At 69.8% G+C, this 24,317-nt stretch carries 27 protein-coding genes; 14 read left to right on the top strand and 13 right to left on the bottom strand.

Going from position 1 to position 24,317, the window contains the following annotated elements; translation table 11 throughout:
* Positions 1 to 276 precede the first annotated feature (276 nt).
* From ASG60_RS16255 to ASG60_RS16245, 3 genes are all read left to right on the top strand, one after another.
* Complete coding sequence (locus ASG60_RS16255; protein WP_082531783.1) at positions 277 to 1,389, top strand: patatin-like phospholipase family protein; 1,113 nt, start codon at positions 277 to 279, stop codon at positions 1,387 to 1,389.
* 75 nt (positions 1,390 to 1,464) lie between these two features.
* The gene (locus ASG60_RS16250; RefSeq protein ID WP_056172628.1) at positions 1,465 to 2,082 is read left to right on the top strand and encodes a sigma-70 family RNA polymerase sigma factor; all 618 of its coding nucleotides are present in this window, start codon (positions 1,465 to 1,467) and stop codon (positions 2,080 to 2,082) included.
* Between the two features lie 262 nt (positions 2,083 to 2,344).
* Positions 2,345 to 3,109, top strand: coding sequence for a hypothetical protein (locus tag ASG60_RS16245; protein ID WP_056306271.1), 765 nt, complete (start codon positions 2,345 to 2,347; stop codon positions 3,107 to 3,109).
* 141 nt (positions 3,110 to 3,250) lie between these two features.
* Here ASG60_RS16245 and ASG60_RS23800 read toward each other — a convergent pair whose 3' ends face one another.
* The gene (locus ASG60_RS23800) at positions 3,251 to 3,379 is read right to left on the bottom strand and encodes a hypothetical protein (RefSeq protein ID WP_274533795.1); all 129 of its coding nucleotides are present in this window, start codon (positions 3,377 to 3,379) and stop codon (positions 3,251 to 3,253) included.
* 333 nt (positions 3,380 to 3,712) lie between these two features.
* The gene (locus ASG60_RS16240) at positions 3,713 to 4,762 is read right to left on the bottom strand and encodes a bifunctional riboflavin kinase/FAD synthetase (protein WP_056172992.1); all 1,050 of its coding nucleotides are present in this window, start codon (positions 4,760 to 4,762) and stop codon (positions 3,713 to 3,715) included.
* Positions 4,763 to 5,024: 262 nt separating this feature from the next.
* Between ASG60_RS16240 and ASG60_RS16235 the strand changes: the two genes are divergently transcribed.
* Entirely contained in the window at positions 5,025 to 5,408 is a 384-nt protein-coding gene (locus tag ASG60_RS16235) for a response regulator (RefSeq protein WP_018046001.1), read from the top strand.
* Between the two features lie 162 nt (positions 5,409 to 5,570).
* On the top strand, positions 5,571 to 6,104 hold the full coding sequence (locus ASG60_RS16230) for a protein phosphatase CheZ (protein ID WP_056172621.1): 534 nt from the start codon (positions 5,571 to 5,573) through the stop codon (positions 6,102 to 6,104).
* A 104-nt stretch (positions 6,105 to 6,208) separates the two neighbouring features.
* On the opposite strand, the gene ASG60_RS16225 is transcribed toward ASG60_RS16230, so the two are convergent.
* Both ASG60_RS16225 and ASG60_RS16220 read right to left on the bottom strand, forming a co-directional pair.
* On the bottom strand, positions 6,209 to 7,096 hold the full coding sequence (locus ASG60_RS16225; RefSeq protein WP_056386590.1) for a TIGR01459 family HAD-type hydrolase: 888 nt from the start codon (positions 7,094 to 7,096) through the stop codon (positions 6,209 to 6,211).
* A gap of 77 nt (positions 7,097 to 7,173) precedes the next feature.
* Positions 7,174 to 8,613, bottom strand: coding sequence for an EAL domain-containing protein (locus tag ASG60_RS16220; RefSeq protein WP_056266779.1), 1,440 nt, complete (start codon positions 8,611 to 8,613; stop codon positions 7,174 to 7,176).
* A 379-nt stretch (positions 8,614 to 8,992) separates the two neighbouring features.
* Between ASG60_RS16220 and ASG60_RS16215 the strand changes: the two genes are divergently transcribed.
* Both ASG60_RS16215 and ASG60_RS16210 read left to right on the top strand, forming a co-directional pair.
* Complete coding sequence (locus ASG60_RS16215; RefSeq protein WP_056386588.1) at positions 8,993 to 9,214, top strand: heavy metal-associated domain-containing protein; 222 nt, start codon at positions 8,993 to 8,995, stop codon at positions 9,212 to 9,214.
* Positions 9,215 to 9,451: 237 nt separating this feature from the next.
* Positions 9,452 to 11,125 (top strand): formate--tetrahydrofolate ligase, encoded by a 1,674-nt coding sequence (locus ASG60_RS16210; RefSeq protein ID WP_056172609.1) that lies wholly within the window; start codon positions 9,452 to 9,454, stop codon positions 11,123 to 11,125.
* A 58-nt stretch (positions 11,126 to 11,183) separates the two neighbouring features.
* Here ASG60_RS16210 and ASG60_RS16205 read toward each other — a convergent pair whose 3' ends face one another.
* From ASG60_RS16205 to ASG60_RS16190, 4 genes are all read right to left on the bottom strand, one after another.
* The gene (locus ASG60_RS16205) at positions 11,184 to 11,600 is read right to left on the bottom strand and encodes a hypothetical protein (RefSeq protein WP_056360773.1); all 417 of its coding nucleotides are present in this window, start codon (positions 11,598 to 11,600) and stop codon (positions 11,184 to 11,186) included.
* A gap of 153 nt (positions 11,601 to 11,753) precedes the next feature.
* Entirely contained in the window at positions 11,754 to 12,449 is a 696-nt protein-coding gene (locus tag ASG60_RS16200) for a uracil-DNA glycosylase (protein WP_056266775.1), read from the bottom strand.
* Positions 12,450 to 12,462: 13 nt separating this feature from the next.
* The gene (locus ASG60_RS16195) at positions 12,463 to 13,986 is read right to left on the bottom strand and encodes a bifunctional UDP-sugar hydrolase/5'-nucleotidase (RefSeq protein ID WP_056386586.1); all 1,524 of its coding nucleotides are present in this window, start codon (positions 13,984 to 13,986) and stop codon (positions 12,463 to 12,465) included.
* Positions 13,987 to 14,059: 73 nt separating this feature from the next.
* Positions 14,060 to 15,013 (bottom strand): class I SAM-dependent methyltransferase, encoded by a 954-nt coding sequence (locus ASG60_RS16190; RefSeq protein ID WP_056386584.1) that lies wholly within the window; start codon positions 15,011 to 15,013, stop codon positions 14,060 to 14,062.
* Positions 15,014 to 15,115: 102 nt separating this feature from the next.
* On the opposite strand from ASG60_RS16190, the gene hemH reads away from it, so the two are divergent.
* The 3 genes from hemH to hisG all read left to right on the top strand — a co-directional run bounded on the left by hemH (position 15,116) and on the right by hisG (position 18,423).
* Positions 15,116 to 16,189 carry a ferrochelatase gene (gene hemH, locus ASG60_RS16185; protein WP_056172594.1) on the top strand — a complete coding sequence of 358 codons (1,074 nt, stop codon included), beginning with the start codon at positions 15,116 to 15,118 and terminating at the stop codon, positions 16,187 to 16,189.
* A gap of 76 nt (positions 16,190 to 16,265) precedes the next feature.
* A complete protein-coding gene (locus tag ASG60_RS16180; RefSeq protein WP_056266771.1) occupies positions 16,266 to 17,438 on the top strand; it encodes an ATP phosphoribosyltransferase regulatory subunit in 1,173 nt (390 codons plus the stop codon).
* Positions 17,439 to 17,448: 10 nt separating this feature from the next.
* Complete coding sequence (hisG, locus tag ASG60_RS16175; RefSeq protein ID WP_056172589.1) at positions 17,449 to 18,423, top strand: ATP phosphoribosyltransferase; 975 nt, start codon at positions 17,449 to 17,451, stop codon at positions 18,421 to 18,423.
* 7 nt (positions 18,424 to 18,430) lie between these two features.
* Here hisG and ASG60_RS16170 read toward each other — a convergent pair whose 3' ends face one another.
* Genes ASG60_RS16170 through ASG60_RS16150 form a run of 5 tightly spaced genes read right to left on the bottom strand, consistent with a single transcriptional unit; the run spans position 18,431 to position 21,053 of the window.
* A complete protein-coding gene (locus ASG60_RS16170; RefSeq protein ID WP_056172585.1) occupies positions 18,431 to 18,781 on the bottom strand; it encodes a lysozyme inhibitor LprI family protein in 351 nt (116 codons plus the stop codon).
* A gap of 20 nt (positions 18,782 to 18,801) precedes the next feature.
* On the bottom strand, positions 18,802 to 19,101 hold the full coding sequence (locus tag ASG60_RS16165; protein ID WP_056172582.1) for an addiction module antidote protein: 300 nt from the start codon (positions 19,099 to 19,101) through the stop codon (positions 18,802 to 18,804).
* Positions 19,102 to 19,120: 19 nt separating this feature from the next.
* Positions 19,121 to 19,414: a type II toxin-antitoxin system RelE/ParE family toxin gene (locus ASG60_RS16160; RefSeq protein ID WP_056386581.1), complete on the bottom strand. Its 294-nt coding sequence runs from the start codon at positions 19,412 to 19,414 to the stop codon at positions 19,121 to 19,123.
* A 59-nt stretch (positions 19,415 to 19,473) separates the two neighbouring features.
* On the bottom strand, positions 19,474 to 19,923 hold the full coding sequence (gene hemJ, locus ASG60_RS16155; RefSeq protein ID WP_056172579.1) for a protoporphyrinogen oxidase HemJ: 450 nt from the start codon (positions 19,921 to 19,923) through the stop codon (positions 19,474 to 19,476).
* Entirely contained in the window at positions 19,923 to 21,053 is a 1,131-nt protein-coding gene (locus tag ASG60_RS16150) for a uroporphyrinogen decarboxylase (protein WP_056386579.1), read from the bottom strand. The genes hemJ and ASG60_RS16150 overlap by 1 nt, the downstream gene beginning before the upstream one ends.
* Positions 21,054 to 21,571: 518 nt before the next feature.
* Between ASG60_RS16150 and ASG60_RS16145 the strand changes: the two genes are divergently transcribed.
* From ASG60_RS16145 to ASG60_RS16130, 4 genes are all read left to right on the top strand, one after another.
* Positions 21,572 to 22,402 (top strand): pyruvate, water dikinase regulatory protein, encoded by an 831-nt coding sequence (locus ASG60_RS16145; protein WP_056386577.1) that lies wholly within the window; start codon positions 21,572 to 21,574, stop codon positions 22,400 to 22,402.
* Positions 22,403 to 22,464: 62 nt separating this feature from the next.
* Complete coding sequence (locus ASG60_RS16140; protein WP_056266765.1) at positions 22,465 to 22,689, top strand: hypothetical protein; 225 nt, start codon at positions 22,465 to 22,467, stop codon at positions 22,687 to 22,689.
* A 47-nt stretch (positions 22,690 to 22,736) separates the two neighbouring features.
* On the top strand, positions 22,737 to 23,357 hold the full coding sequence (locus ASG60_RS16135) for a Maf family nucleotide pyrophosphatase (RefSeq protein WP_056386575.1): 621 nt from the start codon (positions 22,737 to 22,739) through the stop codon (positions 23,355 to 23,357).
* Positions 23,358 to 23,386: 29 nt separating this feature from the next.
* Entirely contained in the window at positions 23,387 to 24,316 is a 930-nt protein-coding gene (locus tag ASG60_RS16130; protein WP_056172564.1) for an AEC family transporter, read from the top strand.
* The last annotated feature ends 1 nt before the right edge of the window (position 24,317 follow it).

The following is a 24,317-nucleotide window of genomic DNA, read 5'->3' as shown; positions in this document are numbered from 1 at the left end:
TCCGGCCGGTGGCGTCCACGACGCCCTCTTGTCTACGCTCTCGACCGTTTAGCTGAGATGACGGTGATCAGGCGTCAAGCCCGCACCGTCCCGATGGTCAGGGGCGCTGGTCTGGTGTCAGGCCATCCCATGTCCGATCCGGGGCGAGATGTCGAGTTCATCGCTGCGCCGGACAAATGGCTGCACTGCGCGCCGTGGGGGGAACCGGGGGCGTCCCGGCCCGATTGTTGCCCTGTCGCATCATATGTTGCGGTGCACCATCCATTTGGAGGCCCCATGCTCGACGCGAATCAGGACGTGCCCCTCGACTCACCCGCCGATATCGGCCCCGGTGGGTCCTGCCCCGAGCGGGCCACGGCGCCGACGCAGGTCCTGGCCGGTCCGCGTGCGGAGAAGACCGTCGCGTTGGCGCTCCAGGGCGGCGGGGCACATGGGGCTTTCACCTGGGGTGTGCTCGATGCGCTGATCGAGGACGGACGCCTCGGCTTCGAGGCGATCACCGGAGCGAGCGCCGGAGCCATGAACGCCGTGGTGATGGTCGACGGCTGGCTCGAGGGTGGTCCCGATGGGGCACGCACCGCCCTGGAGACGTTCTGGCGCGAAGTAAGTCTCGACAGCGATCTCTGGCCGGTCCAGCGCGGGGCCCTGAACGGCCTGTTCGCCTTGTGGAAGGACAACCCCGTCGTCGAGTTCTGGGGCCGCGTGATCAAGACGAGCCCCTACGCGTCGAATCCGCTCAACTACAATCCCCTGCGCAAGGCTCTGGCCAAGCAGGTGAACTTCGACCGTCTGCGCGAGGCCGAGACGGCGGCGGTGTTCGTGTCCGCCACCAATGTCTGGACCGGCAAGCTCGCGGTGTTCGAGCGCTCGGATCTCAAGGTCGATCACCTCATGGCCTCGGCCTGCCTGCCGACGGTGTTCCAGGCGGTGGAGATCGACGGCGTGCCCTACTGGGACGGAGGCTATCTCGGCAATCCACCGCTTTATCCCCTCTACCGGGGGGCGGAGACCCGCGACATCGTCCTGGTGCAGATCAACCCCGTGGAGCGGCGCGAGACCCCACGCACGCAGCAGGAGATCCAGGATCGCCTCAACGAGATCACCTTCAACGCCAATCTCATGCGGGAATTGCGCGCCATCGATTTCCTCGACGGCCTCATCGCCGAGGGCGTGCTCGGACAGGGCGGCTACAAGTCGCAATACGTCCACCGCATCGACGGCACCGGCGCCCTCGACGACTATCAGGCGTCCTCGCGCCTCGACGCGCGTCTACGGGTGTTCGAGCGCCTGCGCGACAAGGGCCGGCGTGCGGCCCAGGCGTGGCTCGCCGAGACCTACGATCAGGTCGGCCGGACCTGCAGCCTCAACCTGCAGGCCACCTACGCTTAGGCGCGTTTCGACGGAACGGAGCGATGCCCTGGGGGTCGGCGGGATTAATCCCGTCGGCCAACCGTTATACCTACTATGACGACCGAACCGATCCGGCCCGGCTCCGCCACATCCATCGTCGATCTCATGGTGCCACTGCGGCGCTACGCGCGATCGTTGACCCGCGACAGTCTCCGGGCCGACGACCTCGTGCACGACGCCCTGGTGCGGGCCCTCGAATCGGGTCAGATCCACCGACCCAACACCAACCTGCGCACCTGGATGATGACGGTGCTGCACAACGTCTTCATCGATGAGCAGCGGCGCAAACGCGTGGAATCACGCCATGCCGAAGCCCTCGTGCAGATGAGCGAAGAGGTCGCCCAGCCCGCTCAGGAGGCTCAGGTGCGCCTCGCCCAGATCCGCCGCGCCTTCCTCACCCTTCCGGAAGAGCAGCGCGCCGCCCTGCACCTCGTCACCCTCGAAGGCATGGCCTACGCCGATGCCGCCGCGGTCCTCGGCATTCCCATCGGAACCCTGATGTCACGGCTCGGTCGCGGCCGCGCCGCCCTTCGGGCCTTCGAGGAAGGCGAGCGCGATCTCCCAGAACAGCGTAGCCCCCCACCGGAGCGGCCGCGCCTGCGCCTCGTGCCCCAGCAAGCTGGGCCGGGCGCGGGCGCAGGGCTCGGGGGACGAGCCGCCGGGAAGAGCTGACCGTTTCGCAAAGAAATACGATCGCCTATCATCGCCCGGCAACGGGCAGGATTCGATTGTCCGGCCCACACGAGCGGGTCCGCGGGACATCAGAAGGAACAGGGGCCGACGCACATCGCTCACGGGGTCGCATCGACCTCTGGACGAGGCGCCGGCCCGGACGATTGCCGAAGGCGTGGCCATCACGGCGACGAACCGACCGATCTGGCCGGACGACCATCGGCGCCGAGGCGCAGGCCAGAACCGAATGGAAGCGACAGCGATGGTCGACCCGATTACCGACACCGATCTCACCGCCTTCGTCGATGGACAGCTCGATGTGATGCGACGCCTCGACGTGGAAGCGCACCTTGCCCGCACCCCCGAGATCGCCGCCCGTGTGATGGCCGAGATGCACGACCGCGACGCCCTTCGCGAGGCGTTCGCGCGGATGCCGGGTTCCGGTCCGGAGCGCAATCGCGCGGCGGCCCGGCGCCTCGACCGATCCCTCGCTTGGCGCCGCGCCGGCGACCGCCTGCGCCGGGCTGCGGTCATCGCCCTCCTCGTCGGTGCCGGATGGCTCGCCCATTCGGACAGCTTCCTCCTCGGGGTGCCGGACACCTTCGCCGCACCGGTGGACCCAACGCTGGTGTCCGATGCCCGCAACGCCCGCGAGGCAGCCCAGATCCGCGGACGGCTGGCGGCCCAGCGCACCACCACCTACGACCGCACCGGCATCGCCGGCGCCACGGGCATCGCGCTCCCCGACCTGCCGGGCGACTGGACCGTGCGCGACGTCCAGATCGTGCCGGCCCGCAACGGCACCGGCGTCGAGGTGGTGATCGATGCCGGGGCCCTTGGCGAACTCTCCCTGTTCGCGACCCATGTCGGCAAGGCTGGCCCGGGCGAGGGCGAAGTCGCGAGCCCCGGCAACGGCGAGACTGCCTACTGGGCCGTCGGACGCACGGCCTATGCCTTGAGCGGCAGCGACCAGGTCGGCCTCAAGGCCGCCGCACAGCGGCTGGCCGCGACACCGACGAAGCTGTAGGGCCGCCGACCTGCGATCCCGACCCGCCGAAGCGTCGGCGGGTTTCGGTGTGCCTCCCGGGATGCCTGGTCGAGGCCGGTTGGTGTCGTGAGCGTCGGGACGGCAGACGCCATGACGCAGCGGGCGCTTCGTGAACCGTCGTCAGGCGGTCGCGAGGCGCCGACGGCCGAAGGCGCGGGCGCTCAAGGCGCGGACACCTCGGAACGGCAGCAGCACCAGCCGCGCGACGGCGGCGAGGGCGAGGACGAGGACAACCGTCAAGACGACCATCAGAGTTTTGACCATCAGGCACCTGCTTCGTGATCGGCACGTCGCGGCTCCGGAGGGGAGCCCGACCGTCGGCCCTGAGACAACCCCCGAACTTCGGCGAAACTGAGAGCGTCCCTCCGAGGCGCGCGAGCAGCCACGGAAGCCGGGAGCGGATGCGCGTACATCCGGCGTCATCCGCCCCGGCATCGTGTCCATCCGGCTGCACGCCGAGGCCGCATCCGGGACACGCGAAGATTGCGCCGCGGATGGTTAACGATTTGCTTATCGCATCTGGCGCCGGTCCGATGCCGCCCGCGAGGGTACCCTCGGGTCGGTCGGGGCAAGAACAAAAGCCTACAGCATCGACGGCACGGTGTCGGCGGCCAGGATCGCGCGGGCCTGCGCGGCATCGATGTCCATCCGGGCGATCAGGCTCTCGGCCGAGTCGAAGCGTTCCTCGCCCCGGATATGGGCCACGAGTTCCACGGTGATCGACTGGCCGTAGAGGTCGCGCGCGACGTCGAACAGGTTGACCTCGAGGAGGGGCGCACCGTCGTCGAAGGTCGGCCGCCGGCCGTAGCTCGCCACCCCGTTCCACACGGTTCCATCCGGCAGGGCCACCCGCACGGCGTAGATCCCGTGGGCGAGGCCGCAATCGCGCAGCGCGACGTTGGCGGTCGGATAGCCCAGCGTGCGCCCGCGCTTGTCCCCGTGCTGCACCACCCCCGAAACGAACCAGCGATAGCCGAGCAAGGCGTTGGCACGGGCGACGTCGCCCTCGGCCAGGGCCGCGCGGATCGCGCTCGACGAGACCGGGTCCATTACGTTCTCCGGAGAAACGGGTGACGAGGAAACGAATGATTCGGGAGGCGGCAGGGAAACGGCCGAGATGACGCGGCAGCTCAAGCCCGCATCCGCGCACAGTTCGGCCAGGATGGCCGGGGTGCCCTCGCGTCCGCGGCCGAAATGGAAATCGTGTCCGACGACGACGCCCGAGAGACCGAGATCCCGCACGAGCAGACCCTCGACGAAGGCACGCGCGCCCATGCCCGCCAGGGCGGCATCGAACCGGCGCACGATGAGGCCGTCGAGGCCGAGCCGGGCGAGAACCCGCTCCTTGGCCGCCGCGTCGGACAGGCGGAACATCGGCAGATGCGGCGCGAAATACGCCCGCGGATGCGGCTCGAAGGTGAGCGCCACGGCCGGCCGGCCGGCCTCGCCGGCGGTCTCGCGCACGGCGGCCATCAGGGCGCGGTGGCCGAAATGGACGCCGTCGAAATTACCGATCGCCGCGATGGCCCCGGCGATGGCCGGCGGCACCGGCTCGTCCTCGCGGCAGACCGTGAAACGCCGGCCCGTCACAGGGACCGGGGCCGGCGGGGCTGTCCTGTCGCCGGGCGGCATCTTGTCCCAACATGGCTGTGGCAGGATGAGCGCGGCCTCGAAGGGTCGCGTTTCGCGGCGGAACCTGTCGAAATCCACCGGGAGGGTCAAGCGAGGCGTCTCGCCTCGCTCCGGGATGCCGACCCAGCACTGCAGTTAACCGCTTCGCAAGCCGATCGACCGTAGTTTCACGATCAAGGGCGCGGACACGGATTCGCCCCTGCCCATTCCCGAGCCGCCGCGGCGCACGCGGCGGCCTCGACCTGACGGAGCACACGCAACCATGGCCCTCGATCTCGGCATGCCGATCCTCGTCGTCGACGATTATCAGACGATGGTCCGTATCATCCGCAACCTTCTGAAGCAGCTCGGGTTCGAGGAGGTCGACGACGCCTCCGACGGCACCGCCGCCCTCGCCCGCCTGAAGAACCGCAAGTACGGCCTCGTGATCTCCGATTGGAACATGGAGCCGATGACGGGCTACGAGCTGCTGCGTCACGTGCGCGCCGACGAGGCCCTGCGCACCACGCCGTTCATCATGGTCACGGCCGAATCGAAGACCGAGAACGTCATCGCCGCCAAGAAGGCCGGCGTGAACAACTACATCGTCAAGCCGTTCAACGCCGCGACGTTGAAGAGCAAGATCGAGGCGGTCTGCGGCGCCTGACGCGGGCACCGATCCGTCGGATCGGTCCACGCATCGGTTGAGTTGCATCGCGCCGGAGCGAACGACTCTCGCTCCCCCGCAAGGGCCGGGCGGAGGTCGTCCGGCGGGCAAACGCACCAGTCTTTTCGACCCACCGGACGGCACAGGGAGAGGCGGGAGTCGATGGCACTCGCAAACAGGGCGCGCAAGGCGAACGCCGCGCCGGAAAAACCATCCCTGGTCCGGGAGCTCGTGGAGATCGCCGATTACATCGCGCATCTCCGCACCGAGATCGCCGCCCTGCGGGCCAACGAACTGACGCGCGACCGTCTGCCCATGGCGCACGAGGAGCTCGGCTGCGTCGTGGCCGCGACGGCGGGGGCGACGAACACGATCATGAACGCGGCCGAGGAAATCCTCGGCCTGCCGGACGACAGGAACTACCGTCCCGCCGTCGAGGCGCGGATGAACGACATCTTCGAGGCCTGCACCTTCCAGGACATCACCGGCCAGCGAATCACCAAGGTGGTCGACGCCCTGCGCCAGCTGGAGAGCCGCCTGTCGCGCTTCGCCGCCGCCGTGAAGGCCCGCGACGAGGGCGGAATCGACCCGGAAGAGGTCGAGCGCCGCGTCCGCAACGAGCTGCTGATTCTCAACGGCCCCCAGGTCAACGGACCGGCGACGGCCCAGGACGAGATCGACGCGATGTTCGCCTGAGACTGTTTTCCGGATGATCCATTCGGGGAACGTCTCAGGCAGCCCGCGCGGCGCCTGAGCGAAGCCCAGATCCGCATCGCGAAGCGATCGACCGGTATGAGATCCTACCAGACGAGGCGTTCGATGATCGCGTCCGGCCGAACGGACTGACGTCCGAGCCAGGCGGCGACGTCGCCGAGGGCGGCCTCCTCCGTCGAGACCCCCAGTTCCTCGGCATGGATGCCACGGGCGACGAGGAGATTCGGGATCCCGAACGCCGACGCTCCGGCGATGTCCGTGCGTAGGGCGTCGCCCACCGCGAGGACCCGCCCGGGCTCCGGGGCCGCGAGGCCGTCGAGGGCACCGGCCATCGCCAGGGCGGCCGCATAGACCGGCCGATACGGTTTTCCCGCATAGGCGACCCGACCGCCTAGCGCCGCGTAGGCTTCGGCGATGAGGCCGGCGCAGGGGATCAGAAGCCCGGCACGCTCGACCACGAGGTCCGGATTGGCGCAGATCATCGGCACGTCGCGCGCCCGCCATTCCTCCAGGGCCGGGCGATAATCGTCGGCCGTCTCCCGGGTGTCGTCGAACAACCCGGTGCAGACCACGCGTTCGGCCTCCTCCGCCGCGACGAGGCGAATATCGAGATCGGCGAAGATCGGCGCGTCGCGCTCGGGCCCGAGATGGTGGATCCGCGTGCCCGGCGCCTCGGCGAGCAGGCTGCGGGTGAGATCGCCCGAGGTCAGGATGGCGTCGTAGGCGTCGCGCGGCACGCCGTACCCGTCGAGGATCGTTCGGACACCCTCCCAGGGGCGCGGCGCGTTGGAGACCAGCACCACCCGGCGCGGTCGCGTGCCGCCCGGCAGGGCCCGGAAGCGGATCAGGGCCTCGCCCGCGCCGACATGCGCGCGCACGCCGTCATGCAGCACGCCCCAGACGTCGCACAGGATCACGTCGAACCGGTCGGCGATGGCGCTGAGCCCTGAGATCGTGGGCACGGATTCGGTCATTGGGGGCCTGCGTGACGTCGGGGCATGGTGCGTCGCCCGGTTAGGCGCGGGCCCCCCTGAAAGCAACGCCCGGAACCCTATCCCGCGCGGCGCAGGAAATCCCGGAACGGGCGGCGCTGGGGCGGCGGCTCGGGTTCGTCGCCCGCCGACGGGACCGGCTCGGGCGGCGGCGGAACGGCCAGCACTTCGGCGCGCACGGCACGGGCGGGGGCGAACACCGTCCCCTGCGCCCGCGGAACGTTGAGGTCGATGAGATCCGGCACGTCGGTCTCGCGTTCGACGCGGTCGGCCACGAGCTGGATGCCCGCCCGGTCGAGCGCAGCGACGAGATCCTCCAGTGCGATATCGGGCAGGCCTTCGTGGATTCCGGGCCGCAGCAGCATGTCGGCGGGCACCTTCACCTGCCCGACGCCGCGGTCGGCCAGCGCCGAGGGATCGAGACGCAGGTCCACGGGACGGTCGAGGGTGAACCCGATAAGGCCGCGCAAATCCCCCAGGACCCCGGCCTGCTCGGCATCGAGGCTGCGCCAGCTCGACTGCGGCAGGGCAACCACGAGGCGGCCGGCGAGATCGGGCTCATCGGCCACGAGGCGGCCCAGGGAACGCAGGAAGCCCGGCTCGAACAGGGAGAGCGGCGACAGGCCGTAGGCGACGGCCGCCCGGCTGCCGCGTCCGGCCAGGTGCCGGGCCACGGTGGCCGTGCGCTGGAGCATGCGGCGGTCGAGGTCGGTGGTGCGGCCGTGACGCTCGAGGATGGACAGGAAGGCTTCGGGCGCCAGGAGGGTGCCGGACGGAAGCTCGCCCGCCCCGGCGACGCGCAGGCGCGCCACCGCCTCGTAGGAGACGACCTTGCGCTGCGGCAGGGAGACCACGGGCTGGAGATGGACTTCGAGACCGATCCCATCGAAGGCCGTCAGGATCGCGGCTTCGCGGCCGGCCTCCCGCGACGCGACCTCTCTCGCGGCCACATCGAGAGGTCGGGGAGTCCACGGCACGGCGGGAGCCGCCTGCCGGGGCGCCACCACGATCTCGGGTGCGACGGGCCGTGGCGCCGGTGTCGGGACCGGGGGCGCCGCCTTCAGGCCGGCGATCTCCCCGTCCTGGGTCGCCACCACGGCGGCGAGTTCACGCACGATGCCGCTGAGGAGGCCGATCTCGGCGGTGACCTCCTCGACGCCGGCGGCCAGGGCCGCCGTGTCGGCGCCGGCATTGGCCCCGGAAGCGGCCCCATCGGCGCGCACCTGCTGCTCTGCGATGAGTCGGGTGACGGATTCGAGGCGCACCAGGCGCTGGGACAGCACATCGAGCTCACTCGACAGCTTCTCGCAGCGGGCGGACAGGGCTCCGGCCCGGCGGTGGGCGAGGAGGGCCGCCGCACCACCGGCCGTGGCGAGGGCGAAGGCCCCGCCGAGGGGGGCATAGGCGGAGAGCGGGACCAAGGCGCCGAGTCCCAGGAAACCGAGACCCTTCAGACCAAGTGCCCACGGGCCGCCACGCCGGCCGACGATCCGGGCCATCGGTATGCTCTCACCTCGAACCCATGAAGGGCCGCACAACCGACGGTACGGATCGGTGGCAGCCAGACCGCCTTTGTCGCCGAGACGCCAGGCACTCACAAGATGCGTGCGCGACGGCCCACGCCGATTTTCGTCCGGTGTGACTTGGGTTTCCGGGTGATGGGGCGCGAGGGATCTGGAATGCCGGGGGACCCGGCGCTCGTCCTCGGCGCTTGCATCCCATCCGCACCGGTTCAACATGGCGGGTCGGGGCACCCGGGCGGCGTCGAGCCGGATTCGATCTCCGGCGCTGTGGTGAAGTTCCCGTTCCCGCATCCTTTCTCCCGGGTCCGGCGAACCTCTCCCGGTGCGAGACACAGGACGATAGGGTCGAGACGCCATGGATGCGATGCAGTCGGACCTGCTGATGCAGGTGGATGGAATGACCTGCAACGGCTGCGCGGAGGCGGTGCGCCGGGCGATCCTGCACCTCGATCCCGCCGCGCGGGTGGCGGTGGACCTCGATCATGGCCGGGTCGCCGTCACCACCCGCGAGCACAGCGGGACGGTGGCCGAGGTCCTGACCCGGGCCGGCTACACCGCGACGGCCATGACGGGCTGATCCGGGGGTGAGCCCATCGAAGGCGCACCGATTCCAGGAACCGGCCGATCTCAAACGAAATTTTGTTCGCGCGTTGAAAATTTCCCAAGCGCTTTTCCTTGCCCCTTCCATCAAACTGGTGTGATCGGACACAGTGCAGTTCCGCGCGGCCGATCCGCGTGCGCCACACGGCGCCGGCACCGCACACGCCAAACGCGCGCCCTTCGGCGCGAAGAAAAAAATCGGGAGAGACGAGGCATGCCGTCAGACATCGAGATCGCCCGCGCGGCGACCCTGAAGCCGATCACCGAGGTCGCTGCCCGGATCGGCATCCCGGACGAGGCGCTTCACAATTACGGCCGGCACATCGCCAAGATCGATCACGATTTCATCAAGGGTCTGGAAGACAAGCCCGAGGGCAAGCTTGTCCTCGTCACCGCCATCAGCCCGACCCCGGCAGGCGAGGGCAAGACCACCACCACGGTGGGTCTCGGCGACGCGCTCAACCGCATCGGCAAGAAGACCGTGATGTGCCTGCGCGAGCCGTCGCTCGGCCCCTGCTTCGGCATGAAGGGGGGTGCTGCCGGCGGCGGTAAGGCCCAGGTCGTGCCGATGGAGCAGATCAACCTGCACTTCACCGGCGACTTCCACGCCATCACGTCGGCGCACTCACTGGCCGCCGCCCTCATCGACAACCACGTCTACTGGGCCAACGAGCTCAACATAGACGTGCGCCGCATCCACTGGCGCCGCGTGGTCGACATGAACGACCGGGCCCTGCGGTCGATCACCCAGTCGCTAGGCGGCGTCGCCAACGGCTTCCCGCGCGAGGACGGCTTCGACATCACCGTGGCGTCCGAAGTCATGGCGGTTTTCTGTCTCGCGCGCGACCTCGACGATCTCGAGGCGCGCCTCGGCCGCATCGTCATCGCCGAGACCCGCGACCGCAAGCCGGTGACCCTCAAGGACGTCAAGGCCACGGGCGCCATGACGGTGCTGCTCAAGGACGCCCTGCAGCCCAACCTCGTGCAGACCCTGGAGGGCAACCCCGCCCTGATCCACGGCGGCCCCTTCGCCAACATCGCCCATGGCTGCAACTCGGTCATCGCGACCCGCGCCGGGCTCAAGCTCGGCGACTACGTGGTCACCGAAGCCGGCTTCGGCGCGGATCTCGGGGCGGAGAAGTTCATCGACATCAAGTGCCGGCAGGCGGGCTTGAAGCCGTCCGCGGTGGTGATCGTCGCCACCGTGCGCGCCCTCAAGATGCACGGCGGCGTCTCGAAGAAGGAGCTCGGCTCCGAGAACCTCGGCGCCCTGGAAAAGGGCTTCGCCAACCTCGCCCGCCATGTCGCCAACGTGCGCAGCTTCGGCCTGCCGGTGGTCATCGGCGTCAACCACTTCTACGCCGACACCGATGCCGAGCACGCCAAGCTGAAGGAACTGTGCCGCGACCGGCTCCAGGTCGAGGCCATCACCTGCAAGCATTGGGCGGATGGCGGCGCCGGCGCCGAGGAACTGGCCCACGCCGTGGTGAAGCTGGCCGAGGGCGAGCAGAAGCCCCTGACCTTCGCGTACGAGACCGAGACCAAGCTCACCGACAAGGTCCGCACCATCGCGACGAAGCTCTACGGGGCCGCCGACATCCAGGTCGAATCCAAGGCCGCCACCAAGCTCGCCCAGTTCGAGAAGGACGGTTACGGCAACCTGCCCGTCTGCATGGCGAAGACCCAGTACTCGTTCTCCACCGACCCGAACCTGATGGGCGCCCCCGAGGGCCACGTCATCGCCGTGCGCGACGTGCGCCTCTCGGCGGGAGCCGGCTTCGTCGTGGTGATCTGCGGAGAGATCATGACCATGCCGGGCCTGCCCAAGGTCCCGGCCTCGGAGGGCATCCACCTCGACGCCAACGGCCAGATCGAGGGCCTGTTCTAGCCTCGGACCGGACGGAGGCCCCTCGGGACCTCCGTCCGAACCCTACGGCATCCAGACCTTACTGCGCGGGCTTCGGCGCGGGCTCGGCCGGGGCGGCCTCGTTCGGGGCACCGGCCGGCATCGGCGGCAGCAGCACGTTCTTGGTGATGTTGCCCTCGGGGCCGTATTCGCCGGCCACCGCGAGGCACGCCGTCTCGCGGTTGAGCTGCATCTGGTTCGACATCATCGCGAAGATCGTCTGGACCCGGCCGCCGAACGGGCCGCGCGGGCCGACATCGGCGGCGCGCGTTCCCTGCTTCTCCAGGAGCGCCTCGAACTGTTCGGCACCGATGCGGTAGCCGCAGACATTGGCGGCGGCGAAGATGTAGGCGGCGAATTCGAGGGCCCGCGGCTGCGGGGCGTTGCGGATCTGGGCCTGCGCGACGGTCGGCAGGGCGAGCGCGAGACTCAGGGCGAGAAGGGGGCGTACGGGCATCGGGCGTTTCCTCGGGGTGCGGCGGCTTCTTAAATTCCGCTTATGCGCTCGACGGAAATAGACCGCCCGCCCCACTCCTCCAAGGGGGCGCGTCCAAGGAGCCGAGCCCAAGGGGGCACGGCCGAGGGGGTACGTCCGAGCGGCTGCGTCGCTTCAGTCCAAACGCCAGTCGATGGGCGCGACGCCCTGCGCCGTCAGCCAGGCATTCGCCGCCGCGAAGGGCTGGGAGCCGGGGAAATCCCGCTGGCGGTTCAGGGGCGAGGGATGGCCGGATTCGATGACGCCGTGGCGCGCGGTGTCGATGAGGGCGGCCCGCGCCCGGGCCTGCGCCCCCCACAGCAGGAACACCGCCGGCTCCGCCCGCTTCGAGACGGCTTCCACCGCCTGATCGGTGAGCGACGCCCAGCCGTAGCGCAAGTGAGCACCGGACTTGCCCTGCTCCACCGTGAGAGCCGAGTTCAGGAGCAGCACACCGCGGCGCGCCCACGGCGTGAGGTCGCCGGTCGTCGGCTTGGCCGGCGCGTCGGGGATTTCGGCCAGGATCACCTTGAGGGAGGCCGGCAGGCGCCGCGGGCCGACATAGGAGAAGGCCAGCCCGTTGGCATCGCCCGGCGTCGGGTACGGGTCCTGGCCGAGGATCACTGCCTTCACCTCGGTCAGCGGCGTCAGCGCCAGGGCGTTGAAGATGTTCTCCGGCGCCGGCAGCACGGTGACGCCCTCGGCGATGCGCTCATCGACCCGCATCGCCACGGTGTCGGCCGCGCCGCCTTCGAAGAACGGCAGGTCGAGCCAGGGCGAGCCCGAACGGCGAAAGCGCGCGAGGGCATCGGCGACGGGGCCTGAACTCATCGGCAGGGGATCCTCAACGCGTCAGGATGCGCCCCTCGGACGGAACGGACAGGGGCGCGTTGGTCCGGATGTAGGCCATCACCGCATTGGCGACGAGGGTGCCGTCGGTGCCGCCGACGAGGGTGCGTCCCTTGGACAGGGCGCCGTAGCCGTTGCCGCCATCGTACAGGAAGTTGTTCGAGCCCACGGTGTAGGTCCTGTCGGGGTCGAGGGGCACGCCCCCATGGCTCAGGGCGACGATGCGGGCCCCGACCGGGGCCGTCGGATCGACGGTGACGACGAGGCCCGAGACCTGCGGGAAGCGTCCCGCGGGACGGCCGAATTCCGAGACGCCCGTCTCCAGGAGGCCGCGGATCTGCGCGCCGGTGAGCGCGACGAGAACCGTTGTGTTGCCGAAGGGCAGTTCCAGCAGGATGTCGCGGCGCGTCAGCACCCGGCCGGCCGGGTACAGGGTGTCGCCCCGGATGCCGCCGCCGTTGACGATGGCCAGATCGGCTCCCGTGCTCGCCCGCACGGCATCGGCGACGAGGTTGCCGAAGCTGGCCTCCCGCGCGCGCACGGCGGCGATGCGGCTGTCGAGGGGCAGGCGCGTCTCGCCGACCGCGACGTCGAGTTCGCGCGACAGGTCCCCTTCGAGTCGCCGCACCACCGCCAGGGTCTCGGGGTCGGGAACGACGCGTGCCGAATCGTGGACGCGAAAGCTCGGGCGCCAGGTCACCGTCCGGGCTTTCCCCGATCCCGTCACCTGGACGGTCACGTCGATGGCGGTGACGAAATGGGCGTCGAAGCTCGATTCCACCATGACGGTCTGGCCGTCGTACCGGAGTGCCAGATCGTGGTCGTGGCCCGACAGCAGGATATCGACGAGGCGGCCTGCGACGATGGCCTCGTCCGTCGCCCGGCCCGTATGACAGACCCCGACCACGAGGTCGGCGCCCTCGGCGCGGAGCGTTTGCGCCTCGCGCGCCAGGGTTTCGAGTTCGGGGGCGAAGCGCAGGTCGCCCGACTGCGATTTGTCCGGGGTGCTGGCCAGCGCGATGCCGACGATCCCGACCCGGATCCCGCCGAGGGTCACGACGGTCCGGTCGCGCACCCCGCGCAAGGGGCGCCCGGCGCCATCGCGCAGATTGGCGGCGAACACCGGAAAGTTCGCCTCGCCCATGCGCCGGGCGACGATCGCCGGCCCGAAATCGAACTCGTGGTTGCCCGGCACGAACACGTCGGGCGGCGCGATGTTGAGGAGTTCGACGATGTGGGCGCCCTGGTCGAAGCCCGACATCAGGGACGGGGAGAGCGTGTCGCCCGCATGGGCGTAGAGGAGCGGCACGCCGCGCGCGCGCTCGGCCTTCACGATGGCGTTGAGCCGGGCGAAGCCCCCGCGACCCTCGGTTTCCGACATCCGGTAGAGGTCGTTGACGAGGAGCAGGGTGAAGGTCGGCTCGGGCGCGGTGGAGGCCGCCCGGGCATCGTGTATCCCGGCGGCGAGTCCTGCGCCGACCCCGAGGCCGAAGGTCTGGCGGCGGCTGGGGCGCGGCATGGGGTCGGTCTCGGTGGTGGCGTCGGGAGACTTTCCTTCTAGGACAGCTCCCGCGACGCGACGACGACGGTTCTCAGCGGGCCACGAAGGTGTCGCGCACGGCCTTGGCGTTCCGGCGCAGCATCGGCCAGATCCAGGCGCCGGAGGCGAGGTAGGCCCCCGCCGGCATCGGCTTCAGGTCGATGGCGAGGCGCTCGGCGAGGCCCGGCACGGCCAGGGCCCCCATGGGCGCGTCCGTCTTGGCGTAGACCACCGTGGTGTCCTCGCGCCAATAGTCCGGATGCGGCACGAGGCCGGCCCGGCGCGCCGTGAGGTCGAAAGTCTCGCGCACGAAGCCGTGGACGTGGGCGAAGTGGAAGCGCTCGTGCGGCGGCTTGCCCGTCGCGGCCATGTTGGGCACGGCCGCGTAGAGCACCCCGTCGGGCTTCAGCCAGCGCGACAGGCGCGCCATGACGTCGGCGGGGTCGCGCAGGTGCTCCATGACGTGGTGGGTGGTGATCACGTCGAAATGCCCGGCCGGGAAGCGGGCATCGTCGGCATCGTCCAGCACCTCGACGCCGTGCTGCGTGCGGGCATAGTTGGCGTAATCCCGCCCTGGCTCGACGCCCACGGCCTCGCAGCCCTTGGCCCGCACGGCCGCCAGGAACTCGCCCGAGCCCGAGCCGAAATCGAGGACGCGGGCGCCGGCTTTCAGCTTCGGCGCCAGGAGATTGGCGCGGAACGTCGCCTCGCGGGCCGAGCGGTTGAGGTGGTTGCGCGGGGGGCCGCCGGCGAAGGCGAGCTGATAATCGGCCCGGTAGGCCGTCGCGTAATAATCCGCCAGCTCCGCCGGGGTCGGCATCGGGTCCGTGCGGATGAGGCCGCATTGCTCGCAGGCGATGGAGCGCAGGGTCTTCAGGCGCCGGTCGGTCTCCGCCACCGTCACGCTGCGCGTCGAGCCGCAGAGATTGCAGGCGGTCGGGGCACCCGTATAGGGATAGCCGGTGAACGGCATGAAGTGGTTGAAGAAGTACCGGGGAGACGGCATGTCGCGCCCTAATCCATCGGGTGATGCTGGCAGGCCGCCTGCTCTAGATAGATATCCCCGTTTGCACAACTTTTCCGCCCCTGCGGCGATTCCGGAAACCCGATGACCGAACGCGTCGCCCCGACGTCCCTGCAGGACAGCATGCCGCTCCAGACCAGCACCGCACCGCTCCCCGCCGAGCATCCGCCCGTGCGCTGGGGCCGCATCGGCGTGCTCCTGACCAATCTCGGCACGCCCGAGGGCACGAGCTACTGGCCCATGCGCCGCTACCTCAAGGAGTTCCTGTCGGACCGCCGGGTGATCGAGGTGCCGCGCCTGATCTGGTGGCCGCTGCTCAACCTCATCATCCTGACGAAGCGCCCGGGGCCGAAGGGCCGCGACTACGCGAGCGTGTGGAACAACGAGCGCGACGAGGGACCGCTGAAGACCATCACCCGGGGCCAGGCCGAGGGTCTTCAGGCGGCCATGGGCGACCAAGTCGTGGTCGATTGGGCCATGCGTTACGGCAAGCCCGAGATGGACAAGCGCATCCAGGCGCTCCTCGACCAGGGCTGCGACCGCATCCTCCTCGTGCCGCTCTATCCGCAATACGCCGCCGCCACCTCGGCCACCGCCTGCGACCAGGCGTTCAAGGCCCTGATGAAGATGCGCTGGCAGCCGACCTTGAGGGTCTCGGCGCCCTATCACGACGATCCGGTCTACATCGACGCCATCGCCACCTCGATCCGCGAGGGGCTGGCCAAGCTCGACTTCGAGCCCGAGGTGATCCTGACCTCGTTCCACGGGGTGCCGAAGAGCTACCTCCTCAAGGGCGACCCCTACCATTGCCAGTGCGTGAAGACCGGCCGCCTCGTGCGGGAAGCCCTCGGCTTCTCGACGGACAAGATGCGCACCACCTTCCAGTCGCGCTTCGGCAACGAGGAATGGCTGCGCCCCTACACCGACGAGACCGTGCAGGAGCTGGCGAAAAGCGGGGTGAAGCGCATGGCCATCGTGGCACCGGGCTTCTCGGCCGATTGTCTCGAGACCCTGGAAGAGCTCGACGGCGAGAACCGGCACTATTTCGAGGACAATGGCGGCGAGCGCTTCGCCTACATCCCGTGCCTCAACGACGGCGCATTGGGCCTCAAGGTGATCGAGACCGTGGTCCGGCGCGAATTGCAGGGCTGGCTCTAGTCGCCACGGTCGATACGACGGTCGCCAAGCCGGATTCCGGTTGCTACGAGGGCGCGATGACGAGGCGGGCGGACCCATGATGAACCCGGAACCCGGCGGCGCGATCGCCGGCGGACGATCGCACGGCACGGCGCGCCTGCTCGCCCAGTTCGCGGATGCGGGCTACGGCGCCGTGACCCCGCCGGTGCTCCAGCCCGTGGAGCCGTTCCTCGAACTGTCGGGCGAGGACATTCGCCGCCGCATCTTCGTGACCCAGGATGCCGGCGGCGCCGAGTTGTGCCTGCGGCCGGAATTCACGATCCCCGTCTGCCGCCACCACCTCGCGCACGGTGCCGCGGGACCGGCCGATTACAGCTATTGCGGGCCGGTGTTCCGCCTCGGGCGCGACGAGCCGGACGAATTCCTGCAGGCCGGCATCGAATCCATCGGCCGCACCGACGTTCCGGCGGCGGATGCCGAGGTCCTCGGCCTTGCGCTGGAGGGCCTTTCCGCCCTGGGCCGCAGCGACGTCGCCGTGCGGCTGGGCGACATGGGTCTCCTCGACGCACTCCTCGACGCGCTGGCCGTGCCCCCGGCCGCCAAGCGCCGGACCCTGCGGGCCATCGCGGCCGGCCGGTCGCTCGACGAGGTCACCAACGGCGTGCGCCAGGAGGATCCCCATGCGGGCCTCCTCGCGGCGATCCAGGGCCAGGACCCCAGGGGGGTGCGCGCCTTCGTGGAGGACGTGCTGTCCATCGCGGGCATCTCGCGGGTCGGCGGGCGCAGCGCCGGCGAGATCGCCGAGCGCTTCCTGTCGAAGGCCGCCGCCCAGGCGAGCGGCGGCGCCGGCCTCAACCCGGAGAACCGCGCCCTCGTCGAGCGCTACCGCGCCATCGCGGGCGATCCCGACGCGGCGGCACTCGCCATGCGCGAGCTCATCCGCACGGCCGGCCTCGACCATCCGCCCCTCGAGGCGGCGCTCGGTCTGTTCGAGGAGCGCACGGGCTTCATGGCGGCGCGGGGACTGTCCGTCGAGCGCTTCGCCTTCTCGGGCGGGTTCGCGCGCAACCTCGACTACTACACCGGCTTCATCTTCGAGGTGACGGCGGCAGGCCCCTCCGGGCCGCCCCTCGTCGGCGGCGGACGCTACGACGGCCTCCTGCAGCATCTCGGCAGTCCGATCCCGGTGCCGGCCGTCGGCTGCGCCGTCTGGCTCTCGCGGGTCGCCCCTTCCGACACCTCCCAAACATCCGACACTTCCCACCCGTGAGCCGGCGCCGATGACCGATCCCCTCGTCCTCGCCGTGCCCTCCAAGGGGCGCCTGCAGGAGAACGCCGCCGCCTTCTTCGCCCGCGCCGGACTGAAGCTCGCGCAGAACACCGGCGCCCGCGACTATCGCGGCAAGCTCGTCGGCGTGCCGGGCGTCGAGGTCCGCTACCTCTCGGCGTCCGAGATCGCGGCGCAACTGGCCTCGGGCGCGGCCCATCTCGGCATCACCGGCGAGGATCTCATCCGCGAATCCCTGCCCGAGGCGCGCGGCCAGGTCGAATTGCTGACCCCGCTGGGCTTCGGCCAAGCCACCGTCGTGGTCGCCGTGCCCCAGGCCTGGATCGACGTGCGGGCCATGAGCGATCTCGACGAGGTCGCGGCCGAGATGCGGGTGCGCCACGGCAAGCGCCTGCGCATCGCCACGAAATACGTGAACCTCACCCGGCGGTTCTTCGCCGAGCACGGGGTCGCGGATTACCGCATCGTCGAGAGCCTCGGGGCCACCGAGGGCGCGCCGGCGGCGGGCTCGGCCGAGATCATCGTCGACATCACCACCACGGGCGCGACGCTGGCCGCCAACGCCCTGAAGATCCTCGACGACGGGATCATCCTGCGCTCGGAGGCGAACCTCGTCGCCTCCCTCAACGCCGCCTGGGGCCCGAGCCCGCGCAACGCCCTGCGGGCCGTGCTCGGCCGCATCCAGGCCGAGGAGCGGGCCCGCACCACCCGCGAGGTCCGCGCCGCCATGCCGGACGACGGCGACATCGATCTCGCCGGCATCTCCGCTCTGCACGACGCCGAACTGCCCTACGGCGCCCCCGAGGGACGGGGCGAGATGGTGCTGCACTGCCCCGTCGACGCGGTGTTCGATCTGGCCGACGCCCTGGTGAAGGCCGGAGCCGGCTCGGTCAGCGTGCGCAAGATCGATTACGCCTTCACGCCGGACAACCCGCTGATGGACCGGCTTCTCGCCCGTTTGGGTTGAGGGCGCCTCAGAGCGGCCCCTGCTTGGCGAATTCCGAGAACACCGCCCGCAGGGTCTTCAGACGGGCGTCGTAGGCCTGCGTGAGACAGGCGACGTCCGCCTCGCAAGCGCGGCGCTCGGCGAGCCACGTTTCCTGGTCCTCGCGCAGCTTGGCATTGCCGCCCATGGGCAGCATGGCGCGCAGGATCTCGAAGCGGGTGGCCATCTCCACGTCGCGGTCGTTCAGGACGAGGGTGGCGCAGATGGCCTTCTCGTCGGCCGCCTCGGCCTTGTCGCACGGGAAGCTCGCGGCCTGCGCGGTCGTCGCGACGAGGGCCAGGGTCATCCCGGCGAGGGCAGCGGACAGGATCGGGGACATGGCGGTCCTTGAGGCGGGGGTCAGGTCGCTGCGGGGGTGATGGGTTTGACGCTCAGCTGCAGCCCAAGGGCCTTCAAAACTCCCATCAACGTGGTGAGTTCAGGGTTTCCCTTGTCGGAGAGCGCCCGGTACAGGCTTTCGCGCGAACGCCCGGTCTCCCTGGCGATCTGAGCCATGCCCCGCGCGCGCGCGATATCTCCGAGGGTCGCCGCAAGCAGTGCGGGGTCGCCATCGTCGATGACGGCTTCGATGTAGAGTGCGATGCGTTCCGGGGTATCCAAATACTCGGCCACGTCCCAGGGCTTCAGTTCGATGGTCATAGCTTTACCCTACCAACGATCATCGCAGTTCGCGCGCCAGCCGCTTCGCGGTCTCGATGTCCCGCGCTTGTGTTGATTTTTCGCCGCCGCAGAGAAGGATCGTGATGTCCGAACCGGTCCGCCGGAAATAGACTCGATAGCCCGGTCCGTAATCGATCCGCATTTCACTGACGCCCTCACCGACCGGTTTGACATCCCCCGGATTGTCCAGTTCGAGCCGCCTGATCCGAACGGCGATCCGGGTCAGCGTGCGATCGTCGCGAAGGGCATCGAACCATGCGACGAAATTCGGATGCCGGAGAATAGTCGCCACGATCTTTTGTAGCTTTTAAGCTACTCCCTTACAAGTAGACCAAGGGTAGGTCCGGCGGATCACCCCCACAGCCCCGGCTTCACCACCACGAGCACGACGATGGCGACCATCAGGAGGGTCGGTCCTTCGTTGAGCACCCGGTAGAACTTGTGGCCGCGCGTATTCCGGTCGGCGGCGAAATCCTTGACCATGCGGGCGAGCCAGCCGTGGATGCCGCTCATGGCGAGCACGAGGGCGACCTTCGCCTGGAGCCAGCCGGCGGCGTAGTAGCCGCTCTGCCAGACGAGGATCAGCCCGAAGATCCAGGTGGCGATCATGGCCGGCGTCATGATCGCCTTGAGGAGCCGCCGCTCCATCACCTTGAAGGTCTCGGACTGCGCCTGCGCGTGCGGTCCGGGCACCAGGGAGGCGTGGTAGACGAACAGGCGCGGCAGATAGAGCATCGCCGCCATCCACGAGATGACGGCGACGACGTGGAGCGCCTTGATCCAGAGGTAGAGGCCGTCCATCAGCCGCGAAGTCGCTTCAGCATCTGCTCGACATGGGCGATGGGCGTCTGCGGCGTGATGCCGTGGCCGAGGTTGAAGATGTGCGGCAGGCCATCCGTCGCCGCCAGCACGCCGTCCACGGCGGCGTCCAGGGCCGCTCCGCCCTCGATGAGGGTCTCGGGGTGGACATTGCCCTGGGTGACCGTGGTGGCCGGCACACGGCCCCGGAGCGCCGCCAGATCCACCGACCAGTCGACGCCCACGGCATCGGCCGCCGTCTCCGGCACCACACGGGCGTGGCCGTCGAGGCCCGAGCCCCGGGCGAACACGATGATCTTCGCGCCGGGCACCCGGGCGCGCACGCCGGCGATCATCCGGGCGATGGGCTGGAGCGACCAGCGGGTCAGGGCGTCGCCCGGGGTGCCCTCCGGCAAGGCGCTCTCGGCGACCTCGTTGACGGGCGCTTCCTCGGGCTCCGAGGCGCCGCGCACGTCGGGCAGCGACCCGGCATGGGATTCGAAGATCTGCACCGCGTCGGCCCCGGCCTCGAGCTGGCGCACGAGGTACTCGGTCTGCACGGTGACGAGACGGTCGATGAGCGCTTCGACGAGGGCCGTGTCGTGGCGGGCGAGCGCCCGCGACGGCGCAAGGTCGGGCGTGCCGCGCCCACCGATCATGTAGCTCGCCACCGTCCAGGGCGCGCCGCAGAAACCCAGCAGCGTGGTCTCGTGGGGCAATTCGGCCCGCAGGCGCCGCACCGTCTCGAAGACGGGGGCCAGATGCGAAAAGATCGCCGGATCGTCGGCCTGGCGCAGGCGCTCGAACTCGGCCCGGCCGGCGAGTGGATCGAGGCGCGGCCCCTCGCCTTCGACGAACCGCACGTCCTGGCCGAGGGCGTCGGGGATCACGAGGATGTCGGAGAACAGGATCGACGCCTCGAAGCCGAAGCGCCGGATCGGCTGGAGGGTGACCTCGGTGGCGAAATCCGGGTTGTAGCAGAGGTCGAGGAACGAGCCGGCCTTCGCCCTGACTTCCCGGTACTCGGGAAGGTAGCGGCCGGCCTGACGCATCATCCAGGCGGGGGGGCGCTTCTGCGCCTCGCCCGAGAGCACCCGCAGGACCACGCGGTCCGCCCCATCACCCTGGCTCATCCGATCTCCGACACCCAAACCCCGTGACCGGTATGTAGCACCGATGGCCCGGCTGTCTCCCCCTCGAAAACCGTTCTGATCTCCGCTCGATGAGGTCGCGACGGATCGATCCCCACACGGCCCTTCTAAAAGGAAAGAGAGATTCTAGGACTCTGTTTTTTCTTTTAGAGGGCTGGATGACGGGAGCGGAAAAGCGTCCACAGGCCGTCCCCGCCGCCACGGCGTTAAGAGGGCTTTAACGGATTGCGAGCAATGTCCCGGATAGACGATGCCGGACAGTGCCTTGCGAGGCGGTCCGCGCGGCTGGGCGCCGGTCGGTCCCTGATTCTCCCAAAACCGCGTCCGGTCGACGTGCGTCGGACGGCGTGTGGACGCGAGAGTCGACAACACGGGGTGGGTCCTGCCTGGACCACGGTGACGAGCCGGCTTATCCACATTCATCGACTCCCCCAAGGCGCAAGCGGTGGACAAGGCCGGCACGCTCCTTGTCTCCTGATTCCGAGGAGACAGAGTTCTCGATGAGCCGCAGCTACTTCCACCTCCACCTCGTGTCGGATTCCACCGGCGAGACCCTGATCAACGTGGGCCGCGCGGCGGCCGCGCAGTACGAGGGCGTCTCGGCCATCGAGCACGTCTACCCCCTGGTGCGCTCGGGTCCGCAGCTCGAACGGGTGATCTCCGAGATCGAGGCGGCGCCCGGCCTCGTGCTCTACACCCTGGTCGGCCACGACCTCACCGAGCGCCTGGAGGCGGCCTGCCGCGAGACCGGCTCGCCGTGCCTGTCCGTGCTCCAGCCCGTGCACGCCCTGCTGCAATCCTACCTCGGCGCGGATTCGACGGCCCGACCGGGCGCGCAGCACATGCTCAACGCCGAGTACTTCAAGCGCATCGACGCCATGAACTTCACCCTGGCGCACGACGACGGCAATCTGCCCCTCGATGTCGACGAGGCCGACGTGATCCTGGTGGGCGTCAGCCGCACCTCGAAGACGCCGACCGCCATCTACCTCGCCAACCGCGGCCTCAAGACCGCGAACTTTCCCCTGGTGCCCGGCATGCCGCTGCCGGCCTCCCTGGAGAACGCGCGAAAGCCGCTCCTCGTCGGGCTGCTGGCAAGCCCCGAGCGCATCGTGCAGATCCGCCAGAACCGGCTCCTCAGCCTCAACGCCGACGATTCCTCCCTCTACGTCGACCGCTCGGCCGTGGCCGACGAGATCGCGGCGTGCCGGCGCCTGTGCACCAAGCACCGCTGGCCGACCATCGACGTGACGCGCCGCTCCATCGAGGAGACCGCCGCGGCGATCCTCGACCTGCACCGCGAGCACCGGCTGAAGTTCATCGCCACCTGAGGGCGCGAACCAACGGGAACCCACGCGGGTTGACCCTGCGATCCGTCACTTCAGGATGCCCGATGCCCAACCGTCTCGCCTGCGCCGCCCTCTTCGCTCTGATCGTCGGCACGTCCGTCTCCCCCGCCGAGGCCGGCCGGGCGCAGGATTACCAGTACCGCAACAAGAGCCACAAATATTCCTGCCGGCCGCCTCTCAAGTTCGCGGCGGGCGCCTGCGTCGCCAGATGCCCGGGCGGGTTCCAGGACAACGGCCGGTACTGCCGCTTCCGCAGCATGCGCCGCTGAAATCGAGCGCATCTTGTCGAGGCGCGGCGATCCGTGACACTGGAGCGATGGATTCCCCCTCCCCGCTATGGCGCGGCGCCGCGCCGCTCCTCCTCGCCTCCACCAGCCCGACCCGGCGCGCGCTCCTCGCTGGGGCTGGCCTCACCGTCGAAACCGAAAGCCCCGGTGTCGACGAGCGCGCCATCGAGGCCGCTTGTGCGGGGCTCGCTCCGTCCGACCTCGCCCTGCGTCTCGCCCTCGCCAAGGCCGAGGCGGTGGCCGCCCGTGCGCCGAGCCGGATCGTCGTCGGGGCCGATCAGGTGCTCGCCTGCGACGGCGTCGTGTTCCACAAGCCCGCCGACGCGGCGGCCGCCCGCGCGCAGCTCGCGCGTCTCGCCGGGCGCACCCACCACCTGCATTCCGCCGTGGCCCTGATCGACGGGGTGCACGCGCCAGACACCTTCGTTGAGACGGCGCACCTCACCTTGCGGCCCCTCGATGCGGCGTCCATCGCGGCCTACGTGGCGCTCGCGGGACCCGGCGCCATGTCCAGCGTCGGCGCCTACCAGCTCGAGGGCCTCGGCATCCATCTGTTCGCGGAGGTCGCGGGCGACCACACCACCATCCTGGGCCTGCCCCTGCTGCCCCTGCTCGCCCGCCTGCGCGCCCGACGGCTCCTGGCGTTCTAGATGCCCGCTCCGGTCTCAGGCGGCCCGCGATGATCGGGTCCGTCCTCCTCGCCCTGGTGCCCATCGGCTTGCTGATCGCGCTGGGCGCCACATTGCGCCGCGTCGGCTTCCTCGGCGAGGGCTTCTGGCCCCAGGCCGAACGCCTCAGCTACTACGTGCTGCTGCCGTCCCTGATGGTGCACGGGCTCACGACGGCGCGGCTGGACGGCGTGCCGGTGCTGGCCCTGGTCGTGGTGCTGGTGGTCTCCACCTGCGCGGTCGCGGCGATCCTGCTCCTGGCGCGATCACGCCTCGGCTTCCAGGGGGCGTCCTTCACCTCGGTGTTCCAGGGCGGCATCCGCTTCAACAACTATGTCGGCGTCTCGGCGGCGATCGGGGTGTTCGGTGCGCAAGGGCTCGCCCTCGCGGCGGTGGCGAATGCCGCCATCGTGCCCACGGTGAACATCCTGTGCGTGCTCGTCTTCGCCCGCTTCGGCACCGGCGAACGGCCCGGACCGGCCGGCCTCGCCCGCCAGCTCGCCCTCAATCCCCTGGTGATCGCGTGCTTCGGTGGCATCCTCCTCCAGGCGTCGGGACTGCACCTCCCGCCGGGGATCGAGCCGATGCTCAAGGCGCTGGGGCAGGCGTCCCTGCCGCTGGGCCTGCTCTGTGTCGGAGCCGCCCTCGACCTGTCGGCGGCGCGGACCTGGATGCGCCCGGTCCTGGTGTCGTCGGCCGTCAAGTTCGTGCTGATGCCCGTGGCGACGGTGCTGGCCTGCCGCGCCGTCGGCCTCCACGGCCCCGCCGCCGTGACCGCCCTGATCTTCCAGGTTCTCCCCACCGCCTCGTCCTCCTACATCATGGCTCGCCAGCTCGGCGGCGACGCACCGCTGATGGCGGGGATCGTCGCGGTCCAGACCATCCTGGCCGGCCTCGCCATTCCGCTGGTCCTGACGGTGTTCCAGGGTTTCCTCGATTAGG

It is taken from the genome of Methylobacterium sp. Leaf469 (genome assembly GCF_001424745.1).
In the GTDB taxonomy this organism is placed as follows: domain Bacteria; phylum Pseudomonadota; class Alphaproteobacteria; order Rhizobiales; family Beijerinckiaceae; genus Methylobacterium.
Note: the sequence above shows the minus strand (reverse complement) of the source record. Positions and strands in the feature narration are given on the sequence as shown.

Bases quoted from the DNA above. Each gene is read 5' to 3' on its own strand.
- ASG60_RS16255 (WP_082531783.1), top strand. From the start codon at position 277: ATGCTCGACGCGAATCAGGACGTGCCCCTCGACTCACCCGCCGATATC.
- ASG60_RS16250 (WP_056172628.1), top strand. From the start codon at position 1,465: ATGACGACCGAACCGATCCGGCCCGGCTCCGCCACATCCATCGTCGAT.
- ASG60_RS16245 (WP_056306271.1), top strand. From the start codon at position 2,345: ATGGTCGACCCGATTACCGACACCGATCTCACCGCCTTCGTCGATGGA.
- ASG60_RS23800 (WP_274533795.1), bottom strand. From the start codon at position 3,379: ATGGTCGTCTTGACGGTTGTCCTCGTCCTCGCCCTCGCCGCCGTCGCG.
- ASG60_RS16240 (WP_056172992.1), bottom strand. From the start codon at position 4,762: ATGCCGCCCGGCGACAGGACAGCCCCGCCGGCCCCGGTCCCTGTGACG.
- ASG60_RS16235 (WP_018046001.1), top strand. From the start codon at position 5,025: ATGGCCCTCGATCTCGGCATGCCGATCCTCGTCGTCGACGATTATCAG.
- ASG60_RS16230 (WP_056172621.1), top strand. From the start codon at position 5,571: ATGGCACTCGCAAACAGGGCGCGCAAGGCGAACGCCGCGCCGGAAAAA.
- ASG60_RS16225 (WP_056386590.1), bottom strand. From the start codon at position 7,096: ATGACCGAATCCGTGCCCACGATCTCAGGGCTCAGCGCCATCGCCGAC.
- ASG60_RS16220 (WP_056266779.1), bottom strand. From the start codon at position 8,613: ATGGCCCGGATCGTCGGCCGGCGTGGCGGCCCGTGGGCACTTGGTCTG.
- ASG60_RS16215 (WP_056386588.1), top strand. From the start codon at position 8,993: ATGGATGCGATGCAGTCGGACCTGCTGATGCAGGTGGATGGAATGACC.
- ASG60_RS16210 (WP_056172609.1), top strand. From the start codon at position 9,452: ATGCCGTCAGACATCGAGATCGCCCGCGCGGCGACCCTGAAGCCGATC.
- ASG60_RS16205 (WP_056360773.1), bottom strand. From the start codon at position 11,600: ATGCCCGTACGCCCCCTTCTCGCCCTGAGTCTCGCGCTCGCCCTGCCG.
- ASG60_RS16200 (WP_056266775.1), bottom strand. From the start codon at position 12,449: ATGAGTTCAGGCCCCGTCGCCGATGCCCTCGCGCGCTTTCGCCGTTCG.
- ASG60_RS16195 (WP_056386586.1), bottom strand. From the start codon at position 13,986: ATGCCGCGCCCCAGCCGCCGCCAGACCTTCGGCCTCGGGGTCGGCGCA.
- ASG60_RS16190 (WP_056386584.1), bottom strand. From the start codon at position 15,013: ATGCCGTCTCCCCGGTACTTCTTCAACCACTTCATGCCGTTCACCGGC.
- hemH (WP_056172594.1), top strand. From the start codon at position 15,116: ATGACCGAACGCGTCGCCCCGACGTCCCTGCAGGACAGCATGCCGCTC.
- ASG60_RS16180 (WP_056266771.1), top strand. From the start codon at position 16,266: ATGATGAACCCGGAACCCGGCGGCGCGATCGCCGGCGGACGATCGCAC.
- hisG (WP_056172589.1), top strand. From the start codon at position 17,449: ATGACCGATCCCCTCGTCCTCGCCGTGCCCTCCAAGGGGCGCCTGCAG.
- ASG60_RS16170 (WP_056172585.1), bottom strand. From the start codon at position 18,781: ATGTCCCCGATCCTGTCCGCTGCCCTCGCCGGGATGACCCTGGCCCTC.
- ASG60_RS16165 (WP_056172582.1), bottom strand. From the start codon at position 19,101: ATGACCATCGAACTGAAGCCCTGGGACGTGGCCGAGTATTTGGATACC.
- hemJ (WP_056172579.1), bottom strand. From the start codon at position 19,923: ATGGACGGCCTCTACCTCTGGATCAAGGCGCTCCACGTCGTCGCCGTC.
- ASG60_RS16150 (WP_056386579.1), bottom strand. From the start codon at position 21,053: ATGAGCCAGGGTGATGGGGCGGACCGCGTGGTCCTGCGGGTGCTCTCG.
- ASG60_RS16145 (WP_056386577.1), top strand. From the start codon at position 21,572: ATGAGCCGCAGCTACTTCCACCTCCACCTCGTGTCGGATTCCACCGGC.
- ASG60_RS16140 (WP_056266765.1), top strand. From the start codon at position 22,465: ATGCCCAACCGTCTCGCCTGCGCCGCCCTCTTCGCTCTGATCGTCGGC.
- ASG60_RS16135 (WP_056386575.1), top strand. From the start codon at position 22,737: ATGGATTCCCCCTCCCCGCTATGGCGCGGCGCCGCGCCGCTCCTCCTC.
- ASG60_RS16130 (WP_056172564.1), top strand. From the start codon at position 23,387: ATGATCGGGTCCGTCCTCCTCGCCCTGGTGCCCATCGGCTTGCTGATC.